The organism is Nocardia sp. NPDC055029 (assembly GCF_053608525.1).
Genome location: NZ_JBSGVQ010000022.1, coordinates 13,931 through 34,263 on the forward strand (window position 1 = coordinate 13,931; position 20,333 = coordinate 34,263).

Sequence of the window (20,333 nt, forward strand, 5' to 3'; positions counted from 1 at the left end):
TCAGAGATGCCGACCGTTCAGCGGCACAGGCAGCAACAACCACCGAGCCGACACAGATCAACTGTGCGGCGTCGGGTGAGCATCAGCTCGTGGTCGGATTGCACGAGAAGCAGTTTACCCGGTCGTCCCGGGAAATGTCCCGGGCCCCCGTAACAGGGGGCTAGATCACACTGTCAGCGGTTCGAGCGCGGTGCGCAGATCGCCCGCCTTCGGCACGCCGGAGATGCGGAAACGCTCCTTGCCCTCGGCGTCGAAGACGAAGGTCGTCGGCAGCGAGAGCACGTTGAGTTCCCTTGCCAGCGCGGGGTCGGCGTCGATGTCGACCTCGATGTCGCGCGGTGCGTTCGGGGATGCGGACAGGTCGGCCGTGACGCCGGCGACGACCCGGCGGACCGCGTCGCAAGGGCCACACCAGTCGGCCGAGAAGTGCAGCACCGCGGGGGTGGCGCCGGTGACGCCCGCCGCGTCGAGCAGTCGGGCGCGCTGGGCGGTCTCGGGGTCGAGGGTGGCCGGGCGGACGCGGCCCTGGTTGCGCCGCAGCAGCAGGCCGACCGCGACGGCGGCCAGCACCACGGCGGCGAGGATGACGAGTTCGATCATGGTTGCTGCAATCGGTCCAGGTCGATGGTCAGGGAGCGGCCGACACCGTAGACGATGATCTGGCCGCCTTTGGCCTCCACTTCGGTGGGGGCGATGCCGAACGGCAGTTCCTTGGTATCGATCGTACGGCTGAAGCGCTCGAGCACGGCCGGTCGATCGACGTCGAGGATCTCGGACTTGGTGGTCGAGGTCGGGGTATCGGCGGTCGAGGTGCGGTCGGTGTAGAAGCGGGTGGCCTGGATCCTGATCTTGTCGCCGTCGAGCAGCAGATCGGCTTCGACCTGCACCTCGACCTTGGTCGCGTTGCTCGTCGGGACGACGCCGGGCCCGAGCACGCGGCCGTTGGGCGCGACCGGGAGGGAGCCCTTGAGGACATGGGCGCCCGCGGTGGTCAGCCCGGAACCGCCGGAACCGCCGGTGCCGTCGGACTTGTCGGCGGGCGGGCCGAGCACCTGCAGGTCGGGGATGCCGAACAGGCGACCCAGCTCGGTCGGCTCGATCGCCATCTTGGCTTCGACGCGGTCGACCTGCGCGGTGCGCGCGGTGCCGTCGACCAACTGACTCGCCGAGGCGTGCAGGCCGTAGAGATTGGCCTCCAGTGCGATCTCGCCGGGGATGTCGGGGCGCATGCTGCGGGCGCGGATCAGCACGTCGTCGTAGCGGCCCGACATCGCCTGGGCGAGGAACGGGAAGCCCTTGATGGTCACTTCTGGGTCGGCCGACAAGTCGGCTCCGGCACGCAGTTGCCGCGATACGTGGTACTCCGTGTAGGCGGCGGCGCCGAAATCGATCACCACCGCCACCCCGGCCAGGCACAGCAGCCCGATGATCAGCTTGCGCATGCTCCTCACCCTAGCGGCGGGCGTCCTGGCACTTCTCCGTCGCACCCTCCGGTCAGGTCAGAAGTGGGATGGATGGCGACAGAGACACCGCGACTCGGCCCATGGTGCGAGGTCATCAGCCTTCAGGGGCTAATGTTGCAATCGACTGACCTGTGTTTCGGCGACGTAGCTACGCGGCTGCTGTCGTCCGCGGAGCCACGAGATAGGAGGAGAGCCCGGTGGAGCTGCTCCTACTGACCTCCGACCCCAACCCCGATGCGGTGCTGCCGTCGTTGTCGCTACTGGCGCACAACGTGCGGCCCGCGCCGACCGAGGTGTCGTCCCTGCTGGAGGCGGGCAGCGCCGATGTCGCGCTGGTCGACGCCAGAACCGATCTGGCCGCCGCGCGCGGTCTGTGCAGGCTGCTCGGCAGCACCGGCTCCTCGGTGCCGGTCGTCGCGGTGCTGACCGAGGGCGGCCTGGTGGCGGTCAACGCGGACTGGGGCCTGGACGACATCCTGCTGCCGGGCACCGGCCCCGCCGAGCTGGACGCGCGGCTGCGGCTGCTGGTCGGCCGCAACGGTGGTGTGGCCAGCCCGGAGAACACGGGCAAGATCACCCTGGGTGAGCTGGTGATCGACGAGGGCACCTACACCGCGCGGCTGCGCGGGCGCCCGCTCGACCTCACCTACAAGGAATTCGAGCTGCTCAAGTACCTCGCCCAGCACGCGGGCCGGGTGTTCACCCGCGCCCAGCTGCTGCAGGAGGTGTGGGGCTACGACTTCTTCGGCGGCACCCGCACCGTCGACGTGCACGTGCGGCGCCTGCGCGCCAAGCTCGGCAGCGAGTACGAGTCGCTGATCGGCACCGTGCGCAATGTCGGCTACAAGGCGGTCCGCCCGGCGAGGACGCCCGCCACCAAGGGTGACGTGGTGAGTTTCCACGACGAGGACGTCGACGGCGACGACTCGCTGGCCCCGCTCAACGGCAGCGCGCAGTAGCGCGCGCCGAGCAGCGCCAGGACGGTACGGCGCGGCGTGGTCGTCGGCCAGCCGCGCACAGCGAGGAGGACGGCGATGTCGCAGACAGCAACCCTGACCTGGACCGACCGGATCGATCCGGCGACCGCGACGCTGGTGCGCGACCTGCTCGCCAGGGCGAAGGCGGCCGACGGTGTCGCGCCGGTCTCCGAACAGGCGGTGCTCTCCCTCGCCGCGGCCGACCCGGCGACAAGACATCTGCTCGCCGAACGCGCGGGCGAACTCGTCGGCTACGCGAATCTCGTTGCGGCACATGACGAACACCCCGCGATGGCGGAGGTCGCTGTCGACCCGTCCGCGCGCGGCGACGGCGTCGGCGCCGAGCTCGTGCGCGCCGCGCTGACCGAAGGCGGACCCGGCGCGCGGGTGTGGGCGCACGGTGACCTGCCCGCGGCCAAGGCGGTCGCGGCCGGCATCGGGCTCGTCACGGCACGGGAGCTGTGGCAGATGCGCCGATCGCTGGCAACCCCGGAGCTACCGGAAATGGTGGTGCCGGATGATCTCGTCCTGCGCACCTACGAAGGCCCCGCCGACGACGCCGAACTGTTGCGGGTCAACAACGCCGCATTCTCCTGGCACCCCGAGCAGGGCGGCTGGACCGAACGCGACATCGCGGCCAGGCGCGCCGAATCCTGGTTCGATCCGGCCGGCTTGTTCCTGGCCTTCGACGCCGCCGATCCGGCGCGCCTGCTCGGATTCCACTGGACCAAGGCGCATCCCGACGCCGCGCCGGCGGGCGAGGTCTACGTGGTCGGCATCGATCCGTCCGCGCAGGGCCGTGGCCTCGGCAGGCTGCTGACCCTGGCCGGACTGCGGTACCTGCGCGCCGAGGGGCTGGCCGAGGTGTTGCTCTACACCGAAGCCGACAACCACGCCGCCGTGCACACCTACACCAAACTCGGGTTCGCCCCGGCGCACATCGACGTCGCCTACGCGCTGCCCTGACGGCTGCGAGACACCTCACACCGCGGGTGAATTCTTCTGCGCCGCTGAATATTGCGCGGATGACCGGGTACGTGTGAGTAAAACTGGGGCAAACGTCACAATCGTAGCCCTATTCGCGCCGGGGTGTTCATTCTCCGTTAACCCACGTCCGGCTCACTGTCAACCGGGCGACCCTAGGTTACTTCTGGGCGGCACAGTCGTCGCCTGGTGCGCGCGTTCCCCCGCGATCCGCACCTCCCAACTCGCCCGGGCCGGTGAGGGACCGAGCGAGTCGTCAGCAATGTCGGAGGAAAAGTGAACTTCAAGCGCACCAGTGCCCTGGTCGGTGTTTTCGCCGTGGGCGCCATGACCCTGGCCGCCTGTGGCAGCGATGACAACACCGGTGGCGACACCGGCAACGCCGCCAACAGCAGCGTCGCCTGCGGTGGCAAGAAGGCGCTGAAGGCGTCCGGTGCTTCCTCGCAGAAGAACGCTATGGAGCGTTTCGTCGCCGCCTACGAGACCAACTGCGACGGCTTCACCCTGAACTACACCTCCAGCGGCTCCGGCGCGGGTGTGAACGAGTTCATCGGCGCCCAGACCGACTTCGGTGGCTCCGACTCGGCGCTGAGCTCGAAGAAGGAAGAGCCCGCCAAGGCGCAGGAGCGTTGCGGCGCCCCGGCGTGGAACCTGCCGACCGTCTTCGGCCCGATCGCCATCACCTACAACGTCGACGGCGTGACCGACCTGGTCCTCGACGGCCCGACCGCCGCCAAGGTGTTCAACGGCTCCGTCGCCACCTGGGACGCCCCGGAGATCAAGGCGCTCAACCCCAACGCCAAGCTGCCGTCGGAGAAGATCGCCGTGATCTTCCGCTCCGACGAGTCGGGCACCACCGACAACTTCCAGCTCTACCTCGACGCCGCCTCCGACGGCGCGTGGGGCAAGGGTGGCGGCAAGACCTTCAACGGCGGTGTCGGTGAAGGCGCCAAGGGCAACGAGGGCACCTCGGCCGCGATCAAGAGCACCAAGAACTCGATCACCTACAACGAGTGGTCCTTCGCCAAGGCGCAGAACCTGTCGATCGCGCAGATCATCACCTCCGCGAGCAAGGACCCGGTCAAGCTGTCGGCCGAGTCGGCCGGTAAGTCGATCGACGGCGTGAAGGTCAAGGGCGAGGGCAACGACCTGGTCCTCGACACCAGCTCGTTCTACAAGCCCACCACGGCCGGCTCGTACCCGATCATGATGGCGACCTACGAGATCGTGTGCTCCAAGTACGCCGACGCCGAGACCGGCAAGGCCGTCAAGGCGTTCCTGACCTCGGCCGTCACCAACGGCCAGACCGGTCTCGCCGAGGCGGGCTACGTGCCGCTGCCGGACGCGTTCAAGACCAAGCTGACCACCGCGATCAACGCCATCTCCTGATCGCTCGAAGACCATGACCACGCACCCTGAGGTGACCGCAGCGGGCTCGTCGGATTCGACGAGCCCGAGGGCGGCCGGAGATACTGCGACTATGCCGACCGAACCGAAAATCGACAAGGCCCCTGACGGGGGTCGTACCGGCCGCCTGAACGCCGAGACGATCTTCCGTTGGACGGCCACCGCGGCAGGCGCGACCATCGTCGCTGCCATCGCGTTGATCGCGTTGTTCCTGCTGATCCGCGCGGTCCCCTCGCTCCGGGCTGACGAGGTCAACTTCTTCACCAGCACCGAATTCTCGACCGGTGACGCGAACAACCTGCGCTTCGGCATTCGTGACCTGTTCATGGTCACGGTGCTGAGCTCGGTGTTCGCGCTCATCGTCGCGGTGCCGATCGGTGTCGGGATCGCCCTGTTCCTGACCCACTACGCGCCGTCGAAGCTCGGCAGGCCGTTCACGATGCTGATCGACCTGCTCGCCGCGGTGCCGTCCATCGTGTTCGGCCTCTGGGGCTTCCTTGTGCTCGCGCCGCAGATCGCGCCGGTCCAGCAGTTCCTCAACGACAAGCTGGGCTGGTTCTTCCTCTTCTCCGACGGCAACGTCTCGATCGGCGGCGGTGGCACCATCTTCACCGCTGGCGTCGTGCTCGCCGTCATGATCCTGCCGATCATCACCTCCGTCGCCCGCGAGGTCTTCGCGCTGACCCCGCGCGCCCACATCGAGGCCGCGCAGGCGCTCGGCGCCACCAAGTGGGAAGTCGTGCGGATGACCGTGCTGCCCTACGGCCGCAGCGGTGTGATCGCGGGTTCGATGCTCGGCCTCGGCCGCGCGCTCGGTGAGACGATCGCCGTCCTGGTGGTGCTGCGCACCGCGAGCCAGGCCGGATCCTGGTCGCTCTTCGACGGCGGCTACACCTTCGCCTCCAAGATCGCTTCCGCCGCCTCGGAGTTCAGCGCACCGCTGCCGACCGGCGCCTACATCGCCGCCGGCTTCGTCCTGTTCGCGCTGACCTTCGTCGTCAACGCGCTGGCCCGCCTGGCCTCCGGTGGAAAGGTGAACGGCTGATGACCAGCACAACGACCCTCGACAAGCCGGTCAAAGCGCCTACCTTCCGCCACGTCAGCACCGGCAGGCGGATCAAGAACAACATCGCGACCGGCCTGGTCACCGCGTGCTTCGTCATCGCGCTGATCCCGCTGGTGTGGGTGCTCGGACTGGTCGTCACCAAGGGCATCACCGCGATCGTGTCCGCCGACTGGTGGTTCAACTCGCAGAAGGGCATCCTGCCGGATCAGACCGGCGGCGGTGTCTACCACGCGATCTACGGCACCATCGTGCAGTCCGCGGTCGCCTCGGTGATCGCCGTGCCGCTCGGTGTCATGGCCGCGGTCTACCTGGTCGAATACGGTCGCGGCAGGCTCGCCAGGGTCACCACCTTCATGGTCGACATCCTCGCCGGTGTGCCATCGATCGTCGCCGCGCTGTTCATCTTCGCGCTGTGGATCGCGACCTTCGGTATGCCGCAGAGCGCCTTCGCCGTCTCGCTGGCGCTGGTCCTGCTGATGCTCCCGGTCGTCGTGCGCAGCACCGAGGAAATGCTCAAGCTGGTGCCCGATGAGCTGCGCGAGGCGTCCTACGCGCTCGGCGTGCCGAAGTGGAAGACCATCCTGCGGATCGTCATTCCCACCGCGGCGCCCGGCATGATCTCGGGCATCCTGCTCGCCCTCGCCCGCGTCATGGGTGAGACCGCGCCGGTGCTCGTGCTGGTCGGCTACAGCAAGTCGATCAACCAGAACATCTTCGACGGCAACATGGCCTCGCTGCCGTTGTTGATCTACCAAGAGCTGGCCAACCCGGAGGCTGCCGGTCGCGAGCGGGTCTGGGGTGCGGCGCTCACGCTGATCCTGATCATCGCGGCGCTGTACCTGGCCGCTGCCGGCGTCAACAAGCTGCTCACCCGGAACCGATAGAAGCGAACGGATAACTCAGATGGCCAAGCGGATCGACGTCAAAGATCTCAATATCTACTACGGCGCCTTCCACGCTGTGTCGGACGTGGACCTGACCGTGCTGCCCCGCAGCGTCACCGCCTTCATCGGTCCCTCCGGTTGTGGCAAGTCCACCGTGCTGCGTTCGCTGAACCGGATGCACGAGGTGACCCCGAACGCCCGCGTCGAGGGCGCGGTGCTGCTCGACGGCGAGGACATCTACGGCGCCGCGATCGACCCGGTGGGCGTGCGCCGCACCATCGGCATGGTGTTCCAGCGCCCGAACCCGTTCCCCACCATGTCCATTCGCGACAACGTGGTGGCCGGCCTGAAGCTGCAGGGCGTGCGCAACAAGAAGGAACTCGACGAGGTCGCCGAGCGCTCGCTCAAGGGCGCCAACCTCTGGAACGAGGTCAAGGACCGGCTCGACAAGCCGGGCGGCGGCCTCTCCGGTGGTCAGCAGCAGCGTCTGTGCATCGCCCGCGCGATCGCGGTCTCGCCCGACGTGCTGCTGATGGACGAGCCCTGTTCGGCGCTGGACCCGATCTCCACCCTGGCGATCGAGGACCTGATCACCGAGCTGAAGAAGGAATTCACCATCGTCATCGTCACCCACAACATGCAGCAGGCCGCGCGCGTGAGTGACCAGACCGGTTTCTTCAATCTCGAGGCCCAGGGCAAGCCCGGCAAGCTGATCGAGATCGACGACACCGAGAAGATCTTCTCCAACCCCACCCAGCGCGCCACGGAGGACTACATCTCCGGCCGCTTCGGTTAAGAGCAACGAGAAAGCCCCCGCCTCCTGGAAGGAGTGCGGGGGCTTTTCCGTTGGTGTTCCCTAGCTTTCGACTTCGTCGTCGCCCGGGAGGACGCCGGTGACGAGGAAGATCACCCGGCGGCCGATCTCGACGGCGTGGTCGGCGAAGCGCTCGTAGTAGCGGCCCAGCAGGGTGACGTCGACGGCCGAGGCGACGCCGTACTTCCACTCGCGGTCCATCAGCAGGGTGAACAGGTGGCGGTGGAGGTCGTCCATCGCCTCGTCGTCCTGGTTGAGCTGGGCGGCACGCTCGGGATCGCGGGTCTCGAGCACCTCCTTGGCGCCCGCACCCATGTTGACCGCGATGCGGCCCATCTCGGCGAAGTAGCCGTTGACCGACTCGGGCAGCGCGTGGTTGGGGTGGCGGCGGCGGGTCACCTTGGCGACGTGCAGTGCCAGCGCGCCCATCCGGTTGACGTCACCGACGATCTGGATGGCGCTCACCACCTGGCGCAGGTCGCCCGCGACGGGGGCCTGCAGCGCGAGCAGGGCGAAGGCCTTCTCCTCGGCCTCGGAGATCATCACCGAGATCCGATCCTGCTCCCCGATGACCTGCTCGGCCAGGGTGAGGTCGGCTTGCAGCAGGGACTGGGTGGCCTGTTCCATCGCCTGGCCAGCGAGACCGGCCATCTCGCCCAGGAGGTTGGCGAGATCCGCCATTTGCTCGTTGTAGATGACACGCATGATTGCAGACCCTAGTGGGTACCCCCGGCGCTGTCACCCAACACCGGGTGAATGCCGCGTGGCAGTGTCATGCCAGCTCAGCCCGGGTGGTCGATCAATCGCAGCTGGTGTCGGCGGCGTTCATGTGTTCGAGGTCGGACGGGAGGGCGACAGGTGCCGCCGCGATCGCTTTGCCGGTCCCCACGTTGGGGATCTCGGTACCGACCGCAGTGGGGGTGCGGACCTGTCCCGCGAAGCTCGAACCCAGGATGACCTCGACGATCCCGTCCAGGTTGTCGTCGCGTTCGATGACCGCGCCGGGGATCGAACTGGCGACAGTCGCGGCCGCCGCTTCGTTGCCCATCGAGTAGTGCACCACCGTCGACTCGCTGCCGTCGGGGTAGTTGCCGACGCTGTAGATCCCGAATCCCATCGTGCTGAGCTTGTTGGCGGCCTGCTGCGCGACGCCGGTGCGGCCGGTTCCGTTGGAAACCCGAATCGACACCGATCCCGGACTGACGGCATGCACCTTGGGCGCCTGCGTCGGCGGTGCTTCGGCCGAGCTGGTGACCGGCGGGGCGGTCTCCTCACCGGGCAGCGGCTGGTCGTCGATGATCGCGCGGAAGATCGCCCTGATATCGGACTCGCGCGGAATCTCGTTGCCGTACGCCGTGGTCCCTGCGGTCGGTGCGGTAATGAACGTCACCGCACCGGCATTGACTTTCTGCAGCGATCGGCCGAGCAGGATCAGGTCCTGGGTGCCGACGCCGTCGACGAAGGTGTGCTGCCCGAACGCCTCGACGAAACCCTGCAACTTGCCCGGGTCGAGCAGCACCTTGCTCGACAACGCCCCACGGAGCAGGGCCGCCAGGAACTGCTGTTGCCGGTGGATCCGGTCGTAGTCGCTGCGCTCCTCACCGATGACGTGTCGGGCGCGCACATAGTTGAGTGCGGTCTCACCGTTTATGCGCTGCTTGCCCGAGGTTTCCAGGACCGTGCCGAGCACGCCGTCGATGATCGGCTTGGTGGAGCAGACCTCGACGCCGTCGACCCGGTCGACCATCGCCTGGAATCCGGCGAAGTCGATGCCGATGAAGTGGCCGATGCTCAGGCCCGACATCTTTCGCACCACGTCGACCAGGCAGCGGGGGCCACCGAGCGCGTAGACGGCATTGAGCTTGTCGCCCATCGCCAGGGGAAACTTCTGGTCGGTATAGGCGGCCTTCTCGTTGTCCCAGCCCGCGCACTGCGGCCGGGTGACATCGAGGTCGCGGGGAAAAGAGACAACGACGACGCGCGAACGGTTCTTCGGGATGTGCACCAGCATGACCGTGTCGGCGCGCGCGCCTTCGGCGTCGTCGGTGGTGCCCGCGCCGAGGTCGGCGTTGACGCCCGCCCTGGTGTCGGTGCCGACGATCAGGTAGTTCTCGTCACCGAGCTGCATGTCGCCGTCGAGCACGTCCTCGGTGGTGCCGTCGAGCGCCGAGACCTGGGTGAAGCTGTTGTCGGTGGCTTGCAGGTAGCTCCAGCCGCCACCGGTGACGACCAGCGCGAGCACCGCGAAGAAGGTGCACGCCACCCGGCCCGCCATCCGCGCCTGCTTGCCGCGGCGGCCGTCGGCCGAGGGATGCCGTGGCGGTGCGGCGGCCGTGGCCTTGATCGGCCTCGCGCGCTGCGGCGGCTCGGCGGTGATCGCGGGCAGGATGTCGGTGGCCGGGTCGCCGATCGGATCGTGGGCGCGGCGCGGGGCGGCGGGCTTGCGTCCGCCACGGCCCGGGTCGGGCGCCTGGGCGGGCAGCGCGGTGGTCGCGGTGCGGTCGGCGGGGGATTCGGCGCGATGCGGTGTGCCGGCGATGTCGTCGACTACGGACGAGCTGTCGGTGCGCGCGGTGATGTCGGGACGCTGGGTGGGACGCGGCGCCTGGTCGCGGGCCCGGCGGCCCGCACGCGAACCCGCGTCGGTGTCGGGGGCGGGGCGCCTGCCGCGCCTGGTGCGTTCGCTGTCGACGCGGTCGACGAGGTCCTGCACCGTCAGCGGTGCCGCACCGGGGTCCTGCGCCGTGTCCGCGTGCCTGGACCGTCGCGCGCCGGTGTCCGGCTGCTCGGTGGGTTCGGCCGTCGGATAGCGCTCCCAGGGGGCGCGACTTCCGGGCCGGGGCGTACGCCCGCGCCGATCGTCACCCACCAACGAACCTCACTTCTTCAATCTGCCGCAACATGCGCGTCACCGACGGCTCCGATTCGTACCGCAGCCGAACGATGTCCGCAATGATAACGATTCCGCCACGAGTAGCCACTCCTGTGCGCAAACGAATCGAAGGCGAACTCGTTGCGCACCGATGACAATGGCGGTCTGACCTGGCCGGAATCAGCCGCCGCTGTGCATCACATCGGCTGCCGAGGGAACGGTGTCGTCCTCGGGATCGTCGAGCCAGCCGTCGGGGAGGGCGACCTTGGCCTGCGGCGAGCCCTGGCGGCCGCGCGGGCCGAGGGCGTCGGTGGGGAAGGGGGCGGACGGGTCGAGCTGACCGATCAGGTCCTCGAGCTGAGTCAGCCGGGAGACGGTGGCGAAGCTGCGGCGCAGCTGCGAGCCGACCGGGAAGCCCATCAGGTACCAGGCCATGTGCGTGCGGATGTCGCGCATCGCCTTGTCCTCACCGTCGTGCTCGGTGAGGAGGGTCGCGTGCCGCAGCAGGATCTCGCCGACGCGCCCGAGCACCGGGCCCTCGGGGATGGGCTCGCCGCGCAGCGCGGCGCTGAGTTCGGCGAACAGCCACGGGCGGCCGAGGCAGCCGCGGCCGACGACGACGCCGTCGCAGCCGGTCTCGTCCATCATCCGCAGCGCGTCGTCGGCGGAGAAGATGTCGCCGTTGCCGAGCACGGGGATGGTGGTGACGGCTTCCTTGAGCCGGGCGATGGCCGACCAGTCGGCCGCGCCGGAGTACAGCTGGGCCGCGGTGCGGGCGTGCAGCGCCACGGCGGCCGCGCCCTCGGCCTCGGCGATGCGACCGGTGTCCAGGTAAGTCTGGTGGTCGTCGTCGATGCCGATGCGGAACTTGAAGGTCACCGGGACACCCGCCGGTTCGGCGGCCTTGACCATCTCCCGCACGATGTTGGCGAACAGCCTGCGCTTGTACGGTAGCGCCGAGCCGCCGCCGAGCCGGGTGACCTTGCGGACCGGGCAGCCCAGATTGAGGTCGATGTGATCGGCCATGCCCTCGCCGACGATGATCCGCACCGCCTCGCCGAGGGTCTTCGGATCGACGCCGTAGAGCTGCATCGAGCGCGGGTTCTCGTCGGCGTCGAACGACATCATGTGCAGCGTCTTCTCGTTGCGCTCGACCACCGCGCGGGCGGTGATCATCTCGCACACGTAGATCGACGTCGAGCTGCCGAACTCGCGGCACAATGTGCGGAACGCGCGGTTGGTGATGCCCGCCATGGGGGCGAGCACGACCGGCGGATCGACCGGGTAGGGCCCGATCCGCAGTGCCGTTGTCACCTGGGGCATCGTCGTAGTCACGCTCGCCATTGTCTCATCACCCGAGGTCGCGACCGAAAAACACCCTGGTGCGACCTATCACAGCCATGCCGGTGAGCGCTCGGCGCCGACCGATTCGCGCCGAATGTGATCGATATCGCCCAGTACCTGTTTCGCGTGGTAACAGCATTGTGACCGGCTCGCCGGACCGGCAGGTGTGACCAACGCGACAGCATTCGGCCGCGGCTGGCCGCCGACCCCGCTACGGCTCAGTAACCTGTCACTGCTGGCATCGTCGCCTCCGGCGGTGCGCTGTCCCCACGTAATCGGAGAAACCACCCATGGCCGAACCCGCTGACGACGCCACCGACCTGACCAAGACCCCGCCTGCCCAGCCGGGCAAGGGCACGGTCGCGGTGCGGGTCTCGACGCTGATCGGCGGCGCCGTGATCGCCGTCCTCGCGATCATCGCCCTCGTGCTCGGCGTGCTGCTCGGCTCGGCGCGTTCCGATCTCTCCGACCTGAAGGCCGAGGACGCCGACAACGCCAAGGCCGAGCAGATCGCCCTGGACTACGCCGTCGGCTCGGCGACGCTGAACTACCAGGACGTCAACGCCTGGGTGGCCGAGCTGAAGGCGGGCACCTCGCCGGAGCTGTCGGCCAAGTTCGACGCCACCGGCGCCAAGCTCGAGCAGATCATCATCCCGCTGAAGTGGACCTCCTCCGCGACGCCGATCACCGCCAAGGTGATGTCGCACGAGGGCGAGGTCTACAAGGTCGCCGCCTTCGTCGACGTGAGCACCACCAACGCCCAGAACCCCGACGGCCTGCGCAATACGGTCACCTACAACATCACCGTCGACGCGGGTCAGGACTGGAAGATCACCGACGTCGGCAGCACCGACGGCACCCTGCCGACCAAGTAGCCGCACCGACGACAACGCCCGCCCTCCGAAGCACGGAGGGCGGGCGTTGGTCGTTGTGCGGGCTAGACGCGGGCCAGTTCGAGCTTCTTGGCTTCGCGGGCGAGCATCTTGTCGCGCTGCTCCTCGAACTTGAGCACGTCCTGGCCCAGCTTGTCGAGGAACCCGGCCAGGCGCTCACGGGTGGCCTCACCGCGGGCGGTGAAGTCGGTGCGCTCGAAGATGTCCCACTTCTTGAGCACCGGCTGGACGACCTCTTCGAGGTGCTGACGCAGGTCGTAGATGCCGTGCTTGGCCATCAGGACGCCGTTGCGGCGGAAGTTCGGCATGCCGGCGCCGGGCATCTGGAAGTTCTCGACGATGAGCGAGATGGCCTCGATCGCCTGGTCGGGCGACAGGTCGAGCGCCGCGCTGCAGAGGTTGCGGTAGAAGATCATGTGCAGGTTCTCGTCGGCGGCGACGCGCTGCAGCATGCGGTCGGCGATCGGGTCGTCGCACACCTTGCCGGTGTTGCGGTGACTCACGCGCGTGGCCAGCTCCTGGAAGGTCACGTAGGCGACCGAGTGCAGGAAGCCGGCGTCCACCTCGGTGGGCGAGGCGAAACCGTTGGTCATGTGGATCATGCGGGCGTTCTCGAGTGCCACCGGATCGACGCCGCGGGTGACCACCAGGTAGTCACGCATCACGATGCCGTGGCGGTTCTCCTCGGCGGTCCAGCGACCGACCCAGGTGCCCCAGGCGCCGTCCTGGGAGAAGTTCTCGGCGATCTCACGGTGGTAGGACGGCAGGTTGTCCTCGGTGAGCAGGTTGGTGATCATGGCCGCCTTGGCGACCTCATTGAGCTTGGACTGCTCAGGATCCCAGTCGATGCCGCCCATGGCGGCAAAGTTGCGGCCCTCATCCCACGGGACGTAATCGTGCGGGTGCCATTCCTTGGCGAGCGACAGGTGCCGATTGACGTTTTCTTCGGCAACCGGCTCCAACTCTGTGAGCAGTTCGAGTTGAGTCAGATCCCTTGCCATGTAAAAACCCTTCGCTGTCGTGCTTACGGTCGAACGTCGCGATTCGGCCATACCTTACGGCACCGTAGGTGTGATGCGAAACGCAACTGAGCGGATTTCCGTCGAAGTTGAGCAACGCCACAACCTCGGCCGACGCCGTCTCGTCGTGCTGACGAGTCTAGGTGCTCGGCCCGCAGCGTAGGGTCTATCGCTACGGGCCGCGCGACGTTAGCCCCCGGTGGGAAAACTCTCAGAGCTTGCCGCCGAGCAGACCGCCGAGAATGCCGCCGAGCCCGCCGCCCGCGTTCTTCGACAGTGCCTCGCCGATCACACCGCCGAGCCTGCCGCTGTTGGTGCTGCCGCCGATGAGCCCGCCGAGCAGGTCGCCGAGACCGCCGCCCGAGGCCTGCGGCTGGGGCGCCTGCGCGGCCGCACCGCCACCGCCGGTGAGCTGCTTGGCGACGTAGGCGAGCACGATCGGCGCCAGGATCGGCAGCAGCTTGCCGATCAGGTCGTTGCCGCCGGTCCCGCCGGTCCCGCCGAGGGCGCTGATGACGGTGTTCTTCTCGTCACCGAAGACGTTGTCGACGATCTTCTCGCCGTCGGCCACATCCACCTGCTGCAGATCGACCGCGCCGTCACCTTCGACGAGGCCACCGTGGTTGTCGAGCGCGCCCAGCAGCGATGCCGCGCCTCGAGGCTCGGCCGCGTTGGCCTGCAGGCCGCCGAGCAGCGTCGGCAGCGCGGCCTGAACGGCATTGGTCGCGGTCGCCTGGTCGACGCCGAGCTGGTCGGCGATCTGGGCGATCGGTACCTGGGAGAGCAAATCATCGAAAGAAGTCATCGGCTCCGCCTGTGTCGAGGGGGTGCCCGGTAGCGCCCGGGTCACGCTCAGGGTAGGGGCCCGCGATGCCGGAACCGCTGGTTTCGGCGGCGTCTGCGTGCGGCGCGTCGCCACGTGACGATGGATCGCGCGGCCCGCGGGAACCCGAGTAGCCGGGTACTCGTGATCGGAGCCCGTCCGGGGAGGACCGTTCGAGGGGAACGGTCGTCCCACACTGGGAGAAGACGATGGGTGAGTCGATGACGATCGCGGCGGGTCCACCGCTCGGCGCCGCGCCGATCTTCGCCTATGACGCGTTCCTGTCGTACTCGCACGCCGACCGCGCGATCGCGGCAGGCATCCAGAAGGGCCTGCACCGCATCGGCCGCCGGATGGGTCACCTGCACGCGCTGCGGGTGTTCCGCGACGCGACCGACCTGACCGCGAGCCCCGATCTGTGGGGCAAGGTCACCGAGGCGATGGATCAGGCCCGATACTGCATCGTCGTGCTGTCGCCGCACTCGGCCGTTTCGGAATGGGTCGACCGTGAGATCGACTACTGGCTGCGCACGCGAGGACCGGAACAGTTGTTGTTCGTCGTCGCGGGCGGACAGCTGAAATGGGATCGGCACACGCACTGCTTCGATCCGCAGCGATCGACCGTGGCGCTGCCGGTCCTGACCCAACCGGGCGTGCTGCCCACTGAACCCCTCTACGTCGACGTCACCGAGGACGCGCCGTGGGACCCGCGCGCCCCGCTGTTCCGGGAGAAGCTCACCGACCTGGCCGCTCCCATCCATGGAAAGCCGAAATACGAACTGGCGGGGGATGACCTGCGTGAGCAACGCCGGTTCCGCCGGGTTCGCCGTGCCGCGATCGCGGGTCTGGTGCTGCTCACCGTCCTCGCGCTCGCGGCGGCCTTCATCGCCGTCGACCGGCAGCGGGAGGCGGTGCGGCAGCGCAATCAGGCGATCGCGTTGCGGTTGGTGTCCGAGGCCGAAGCGATGCTGGGCGGTGCCCGGCCGCGCGATGACGTCCGTGCCATCCAGCAGACCCTCGCCGCCGCGCAGATCGCACCCGACTTCGACGAGGGTGCGCTGCTGCGCACGCTGAATGCCGAAGCGGCGGTGGAGAAGATCGTGCAGACAGGTAAGCCGTTCGGTACGCCGGTCTTCACCGGAGATCGTGCCGCAATGACCGAGGTCTACCGGACGGCCAAGCCCGACTTCAGCATCGCGTTCAGCCCGGCAGGCGACCGAATCCTCACCGGTGGCTTCGAGATGCGGCTCTGGGATGCTACGACCGGAACCCCGATCTATCGGGTCTTCGAGCCGCAGCCACTCGCCCTGCGCGCGGCGTTCGGGCCGGACGGTAGCCGCATCGCCGGCACCACCCCGGACGGTGCGGTCCAGATCTGGGACGCCGAGACCGGCAGGTCCGCCGCACCGCCGCTCACGGGCCACCAGGGTGTCGTCCACAGCGTCGCTTTCGCGCCGGACGGCCGGTCGGTGGCGACCGGCGGCCAGGACGGCACGATCCGGTGGTGGGATGTCGCCAGCGGTCGCGGGGAGGTATTCACCGGCCACGACGGTGCGGTGCACTCGGTGGCGTTCAGCCCCGACGGGCGGTACATCGTCTCCGGTGGCGAGGACACCACCGTGCGAATCTGGAACGTCGAAAACCCCACGAACCCACCCGAGACTCTGCGACGGCACAGCTTGCCCGTGAATACCGTCGCGTGGAGCCCCGACGGGCGGCGCATCGCGTCCGGCAGCGCCGGTTCGGTCAAGGCGGCAGAGGCGGAACCCGAACTCGGAGCGGCGCTGCTGCTTTGGGACGCCGACACGCGCCAACCCCTCGGCACACCGCTCGTCGGGCACGAGGGGGGCGTCAATGCGGTCGCTTTCAGTCCAGACAGCACCAGGTTGGCCTCCGGGGCAACCGACAATTCGATCCGGCTGTGGAACGCCGTGACCGGCATGGCGGAAGGGACGCCGCTGGCAGGCCACACAGGGTTTGTGAATGGCGTCGCGTTCAGCCCCGACGGCCACCGCCTCGCCTCCACCGCCTGGGACGGGACGCTGCGAGTCTGGGATCTTGGCCAGTCCGGTTCGCTCGGGGTGCCCTTGCCGGTGGACCCCGGATCGCCCAGGGCCGGCTACGGCCCGGTGCTGGCAGCAGAGGGCGACGGCCGGCGGCTCGTGAAGCTGGACAACGACACTGCCACGGTGTGGCTCATGGATTCGCAGACCGGCCGCAGCACCGCCTTGGTCGACTACCCCGACGGCTCCGACGCCCGTGCGGCGATAAGCGAGGACGGCAGCCGCGTTGCCATCGCCGGACCGGACAAGACCGTCACCTTCTACGACACCGAAGCGGGCACGCAGGCCGGCCGTCCCCTGACCGGATTCGGCGAGCCGGTGAGCGCGTTGGACATCGGTGCTCACGGCACCCGCCTGGCCACGGCCACCGCCGGAAACATCGTGCAGCTGTGGAACATCGAAACCGGGGCACTCGTCGGCGGTCCGTTAGAAGGATCGCCCGAGGCCGACAGGATCGAGCTCAGCCCTGACGGGCGCTACCTCGCCGTCGCCGGCGACCAGACCGTGCGACTGTGGAACACCGAAACCGCCACACCGATCGGCGACCCGATGACCGGGCACACCGCGGACTTCAGCAGCATCCGATTCGACGCCGCCGGAACACGCCTGCTCACGCACAGCCCCGATTCGGTACGACTGTGGAACTTGCGCACCGGCGCCATGATCAAGGAAATTCGCGCACGGGGAATCTGGTCGGTGGCGATAGTTCCCGACGGTTCCCGGTTCGTCACCGGAGAGGACACCACCCTGCGCCGGTGGGATACGCGGACGGGCGAGCAGATCGGTCCGGCGATGGAAGGACACACCGGGATGGTGCTCAGCTTGGCGATCAGCGCCGACAGCCGCTACATCGTCTCCGGCTCCGGCGACCAGACCCTGCGCTTCTGGCACCTCGCCGACGGCCGCGCCGTCGGCGAGCCGTTGCATGGGTCACCAGGCTGGATCAAAGACGTCGGGATCAGTGCGGACAGCACGGTCATCCGAACCACCTATGTGGGCTTCGGCAAAAACGGCGGCCGGTGGACGTGGCCCGGCCCCGGCGCGTGGACCGGGCAGTTGTGCGACAAGCTGACCTTCGAGATGAGCCGCCAACAGTGGTCGGACTGGGTTTCCCCCGACCTGGAGTACCGCCCCAGCTGCCCCGGCCTCCCGCCTCATCCCGACGACCGCTGAATCGGCTCGAGCGTGGCGGGAATCACAGCAATCCGCCGTCTCGGGGAACCGCGGATCAGGGGGCGTAGGGGTGGGATCATCAGGACCGGGACGGCTTCGGGGAGCGTAGTCGGCAGCTTTGTTGGCGCCCCGAGTCCTACTTGATGACCCAGCTCGGTCATAACCGCAGGTCAGCCCGGTAAATCGTGGTGCCCCCTGTAGGACTCGAACCTACGACCTAGTGATTAAAAGTCACCAGCTCTACCAACTGAGCTAAAGGGGCGCGGAGGGGAGTCTAGCGGACACCCCGTCGGCGGGCCGAATACCGGCCCCCAGCTCCGTCGCGGAGCCCGATCAACCCTGGTGGACGCCGGTAACGAAGCGCCCGCAACCGACGATTCCCGGGTAAACAACTGGTACCCACCACCGTTCGCACTTCAGGTCTCGGCATGGTATCGAATACTGTTGTCACGCAACAGTTTTCGATGAGCAGGGGATACGTGGTCGAACAGGTGGTCCGGTGTGGACGCGGGTCTCGCGACCGCCGGGCGAACAGCAGGGGGTTCGCCCGAAGGTCGTGGGCCTGGTCAACCGGGCTGTGCGCCTACGGAATTCATAGCCGACGAAACCATTTCGGTTGCGCCTCGTTTGCTGATCTGGATAACCGAACCGGATGTTCGGATGGGTGTTCCATTTGCCGCGTGTCGGCTCGCGAATGCGGGTACGGTGATCGCCTGGTGAATTTCGAAACAATCACCGGTGCTGCGTTGTTCGGCGCGCCGGTGCCGGTTGTGGTGTCGAGGAATTCATCGAGGGTTCGAAGTGCCGGGGTAATCGTGAAGGGTGCGCGAATCTTCGGCAAAGGGGCAATCGTTACCGCAGGAGGAGGCGGTTCTCACAGGTAGTTGAGCCCGAGTGTGCACCCCCTGCGGCGCACCCGGGCGGGCGAACTATACCAGCCGGCGGGGTACCGGCTTTTCTGCGAGATTTCATACCAAAAGTTTGTATTAAAACCACTATTCGCGTCAACGGTCGGTTATTGATCGATGGCGGTGAGAAGGTTCGGAGGCGTTTCGAGCATGGCACGGCAGCAAGAGCGGGCCCGCCGGACACGCGCGGCGATAATCAAGTCCGCGGCCGTCGAGTTCGGGAAGAGCGGATATGCCGCGGCATCGCTCAACCGCATTCTGGAAGGTTCGCGCGCGACCAAGGGCGCGATGTACTTCCACTTCGACTCCAAGGAAGATCTGGCGCGCGCGGTGCTCGAGACCGCGGTCGAGCGCTACCGCATCTGCGCGGAACGCTGGCTGGGCCGCGCCGACCTCGGCCCGCTCGACCTGCTGCACGGGATGGTCGACGAGATCGCGCTGCGGCTCGAGCACGACACCATCGTGCAGGCCGAGTACCGGCTCGTGATCGAGCCCGACTTCCATCGCGACGCGGGTAACGGCGGCGGACGGATCGTCGGCCGCGCCACCAGGGTCCTCGCGGTGCGCGCGATCGACGACGGCCAGCTGCGCGCCGACGCCGACCCCGACCGCTTCACCCGCACCCTCGCAGCGGCCCTGGCCGGCCAGCGCTATCTGGTCGATCCGATCGCCAGCGGTTCGGCCGCGGACCTGCGTGCCCGGTTCGCCGAGGTGCTGGAGGTTATTGTCGAAGCGATGGCAACCCCGGTGTGGATCCAGAGCTTCCGCAGCGACGGGTGGCGCGCACAAGCACGCCTCGATGACCTCGGTTTGGGCGCCTGACCAGGCGATTTGGAAGTCTGCGCACACCTGTCATAAGCTATGCGAGCTCCCAACGGAAACGTTGAAAGCCGGTCCGGAGAGATCCGGGACGAGCCCCCTTCGTCTAGCGGCCTAGGACGCCGCCCTTTCAAGGCGGTAGCGCGGGTTCGAATCCCGTAGGGGGTACAGTCTCCGGACTGTGTAGCAGTACAGCAAGGCCCTGTGGCGCAGTTGGTTAGCGCGCCGCCCTGTCACGGCGGAGGTCGCGGGTTCGAGTCCCGTCAGGGTCGCAAGTAAGCGCCGGAGTGATCCGGCGCTTCGCGTATGGCATTCAGTACGGGTGCCTGCGGCCAGGTAGCTCAGTTGGTACGAGCGTCCGCCTGAAAAGCGGAAGGTCGCCGGTTCGATCCCGGCCCTGGCCACCAAAATCCCCTCACCAAAACACCTGGTAGAGGGGATTTTTTGCGTTCATACCCCCTCGTGGGTACCGGTCGAGTTTTGACCGCTGTTTACCGCTGAAATCCGGGCCTTGGGGCACGTTGGGGGCACGCCGGTTCTCGTTCTTCGGGCATGGCTGGGGTCGGGTTGCGCATGAGGTGGGCTGGCTCCCCGCCTGCCCGATAAGGCCTGCCTTTCACGCGCAGAGGCTCGCAGGTCAAGGGTGGCGAATGCCATCAGCTTGCTGACGCGTAGCGCCCTTGAGGTGTGAGGGGCGCGGGATCACAATGCAGGCCGACCCCAGCCAAGCCCGCGCGGCCACCAGTCGCGATACCACCGACCTCACCGCGGATTCGTTCGGCAACTCGCCGGGCTGGGTGTTACTGGCCTGGGGTCGACGCCGT

The 20,333-nt window shown here is 67.9% G+C and carries 16 protein-coding genes and 4 tRNA genes; 12 read left to right on the forward strand and 8 right to left on the reverse strand.

Annotated features, from left to right (window positions below; translation table 11 throughout):
* Positions 1-165: 165 nt before the first annotated feature.
* Positions 166-600, reverse strand: a complete 435-nt coding sequence (locus ACWF9G_RS19565; protein ID WP_452516892.1) for a thioredoxin family protein — start codon at positions 598-600, stop codon at positions 166-168.
* Positions 597-1,442, reverse strand: coding sequence for an LmeA family phospholipid-binding protein (locus tag ACWF9G_RS19570; protein ID WP_452516893.1), 846 nt, complete (start codon positions 1,440-1,442; stop codon positions 597-599). Before ACWF9G_RS19570 ends, ACWF9G_RS19565 begins: the two co-directional genes overlap by 4 nt.
* A gap of 218 nt (positions 1,443-1,660) precedes the next feature.
* Between ACWF9G_RS19570 and ACWF9G_RS19575 the strand changes: the two genes are divergently transcribed.
* From ACWF9G_RS19575 to pstB, 6 genes are all read left to right on the forward strand, one after another.
* Positions 1,661-2,422 carry a winged helix-turn-helix transcriptional regulator gene (locus tag ACWF9G_RS19575; protein ID WP_379310331.1) on the forward strand — a complete coding sequence of 254 codons (762 nt, stop codon included), beginning with the start codon at positions 1,661-1,663 and terminating at the stop codon, positions 2,420-2,422.
* A gap of 75 nt (positions 2,423-2,497) precedes the next feature.
* Entirely contained in the window at positions 2,498-3,406 is a 909-nt protein-coding gene (gene mshD / locus ACWF9G_RS19580; protein ID WP_452516894.1) for a mycothiol synthase, read from the forward strand.
* Positions 3,407-3,700: 294 nt separating this feature from the next.
* The gene (gene pstS / locus ACWF9G_RS19585) at positions 3,701-4,813 is read left to right on the forward strand and encodes a phosphate ABC transporter substrate-binding protein PstS (RefSeq protein ID WP_452516896.1); all 1,113 of its coding nucleotides are present in this window, start codon (positions 3,701-3,703) and stop codon (positions 4,811-4,813) included.
* 91 nt (positions 4,814-4,904) lie between these two features.
* Complete coding sequence (pstC, locus tag ACWF9G_RS19590) at positions 4,905-5,876, forward strand: phosphate ABC transporter permease subunit PstC (protein ID WP_379038490.1); 972 nt, start codon at positions 4,905-4,907, stop codon at positions 5,874-5,876.
* Positions 5,876-6,781, forward strand: coding sequence for a phosphate ABC transporter permease PstA (gene pstA, locus ACWF9G_RS19595; protein WP_379310334.1), 906 nt, complete (start codon positions 5,876-5,878; stop codon positions 6,779-6,781). The genes pstC and pstA overlap by 1 nt, the downstream gene beginning before the upstream one ends.
* A gap of 19 nt (positions 6,782-6,800) precedes the next feature.
* The gene (gene pstB / locus ACWF9G_RS19600; RefSeq protein ID WP_379038492.1) at positions 6,801-7,577 is read left to right on the forward strand and encodes a phosphate ABC transporter ATP-binding protein PstB; all 777 of its coding nucleotides are present in this window, start codon (positions 6,801-6,803) and stop codon (positions 7,575-7,577) included.
* A 60-nt stretch (positions 7,578-7,637) separates the two neighbouring features.
* Here pstB and phoU read toward each other — a convergent pair whose 3' ends face one another.
* The 3 genes from phoU to dusB form a co-directional block, all read right to left on the reverse strand.
* On the reverse strand, positions 7,638-8,300 hold the full coding sequence (phoU, locus tag ACWF9G_RS19605; protein ID WP_379310335.1) for a phosphate signaling complex protein PhoU: 663 nt from the start codon (positions 8,298-8,300) through the stop codon (positions 7,638-7,640).
* A 94-nt stretch (positions 8,301-8,394) separates the two neighbouring features.
* On the reverse strand, positions 8,395-10,464 hold the full coding sequence (locus tag ACWF9G_RS19610; protein WP_452516898.1) for an LCP family glycopolymer transferase: 2,070 nt from the start codon (positions 10,462-10,464) through the stop codon (positions 8,395-8,397).
* A gap of 183 nt (positions 10,465-10,647) precedes the next feature.
* Positions 10,648-11,811: a tRNA dihydrouridine synthase DusB gene (dusB, locus tag ACWF9G_RS19615; RefSeq protein ID WP_452516900.1), complete on the reverse strand. Its 1,164-nt coding sequence runs from the start codon at positions 11,809-11,811 to the stop codon at positions 10,648-10,650.
* 290 nt (positions 11,812-12,101) lie between these two features.
* On the opposite strand from dusB, the gene ACWF9G_RS19620 reads away from it, so the two are divergent.
* Positions 12,102-12,686 (forward strand): hypothetical protein, encoded by a 585-nt coding sequence (locus ACWF9G_RS19620; protein WP_452516902.1) that lies wholly within the window; start codon positions 12,102-12,104, stop codon positions 12,684-12,686.
* A 62-nt stretch (positions 12,687-12,748) separates the two neighbouring features.
* Here ACWF9G_RS19620 and ACWF9G_RS19625 read toward each other — a convergent pair whose 3' ends face one another.
* Together ACWF9G_RS19625 and ACWF9G_RS19630 are read right to left on the reverse strand one after the other, a co-directional pair.
* Positions 12,749-13,705 carry an acyl-ACP desaturase gene (locus ACWF9G_RS19625; RefSeq protein WP_452516903.1) on the reverse strand — a complete coding sequence of 319 codons (957 nt, stop codon included), beginning with the start codon at positions 13,703-13,705 and terminating at the stop codon, positions 12,749-12,751.
* Between the two features lie 229 nt (positions 13,706-13,934).
* Complete coding sequence (locus tag ACWF9G_RS19630) at positions 13,935-14,528, reverse strand: DUF937 domain-containing protein (protein WP_452516904.1); 594 nt, start codon at positions 14,526-14,528, stop codon at positions 13,935-13,937.
* Between the two features lie 227 nt (positions 14,529-14,755).
* Between ACWF9G_RS19630 and ACWF9G_RS19635 the strand changes: the two genes are divergently transcribed.
* Entirely contained in the window at positions 14,756-17,782 is a 3,027-nt protein-coding gene (locus tag ACWF9G_RS19635) for a toll/interleukin-1 receptor domain-containing protein (RefSeq protein ID WP_452516905.1), read from the forward strand.
* A gap of 186 nt (positions 17,783-17,968) precedes the next feature.
* Here ACWF9G_RS19635 and ACWF9G_RS19640 read toward each other — a convergent pair.
* Positions 17,969-18,044, reverse strand: a tRNA-Lys gene (locus ACWF9G_RS19640).
* A gap of 796 nt (positions 18,045-18,840) precedes the next feature.
* On the opposite strand from ACWF9G_RS19640, the gene ACWF9G_RS19645 reads away from it, so the two are divergent.
* From ACWF9G_RS19645 to ACWF9G_RS19660, 4 genes are all read left to right on the forward strand, one after another.
* The gene (locus tag ACWF9G_RS19645) at positions 18,841-19,512 is read left to right on the forward strand and encodes a TetR family transcriptional regulator (RefSeq protein WP_379307542.1); all 672 of its coding nucleotides are present in this window, start codon (positions 18,841-18,843) and stop codon (positions 19,510-19,512) included.
* Between the two features lie 92 nt (positions 19,513-19,604).
* A tRNA-Glu gene (locus ACWF9G_RS19650) sits at positions 19,605-19,677 on the forward strand.
* Between the two features lie 30 nt (positions 19,678-19,707).
* Positions 19,708-19,781 (forward strand) — tRNA-Asp (locus ACWF9G_RS19655).
* A 58-nt stretch (positions 19,782-19,839) separates the two neighbouring features.
* A tRNA-Phe gene (locus ACWF9G_RS19660) sits at positions 19,840-19,916 on the forward strand.
* Positions 19,917-20,333 lie beyond the last annotated feature (417 nt).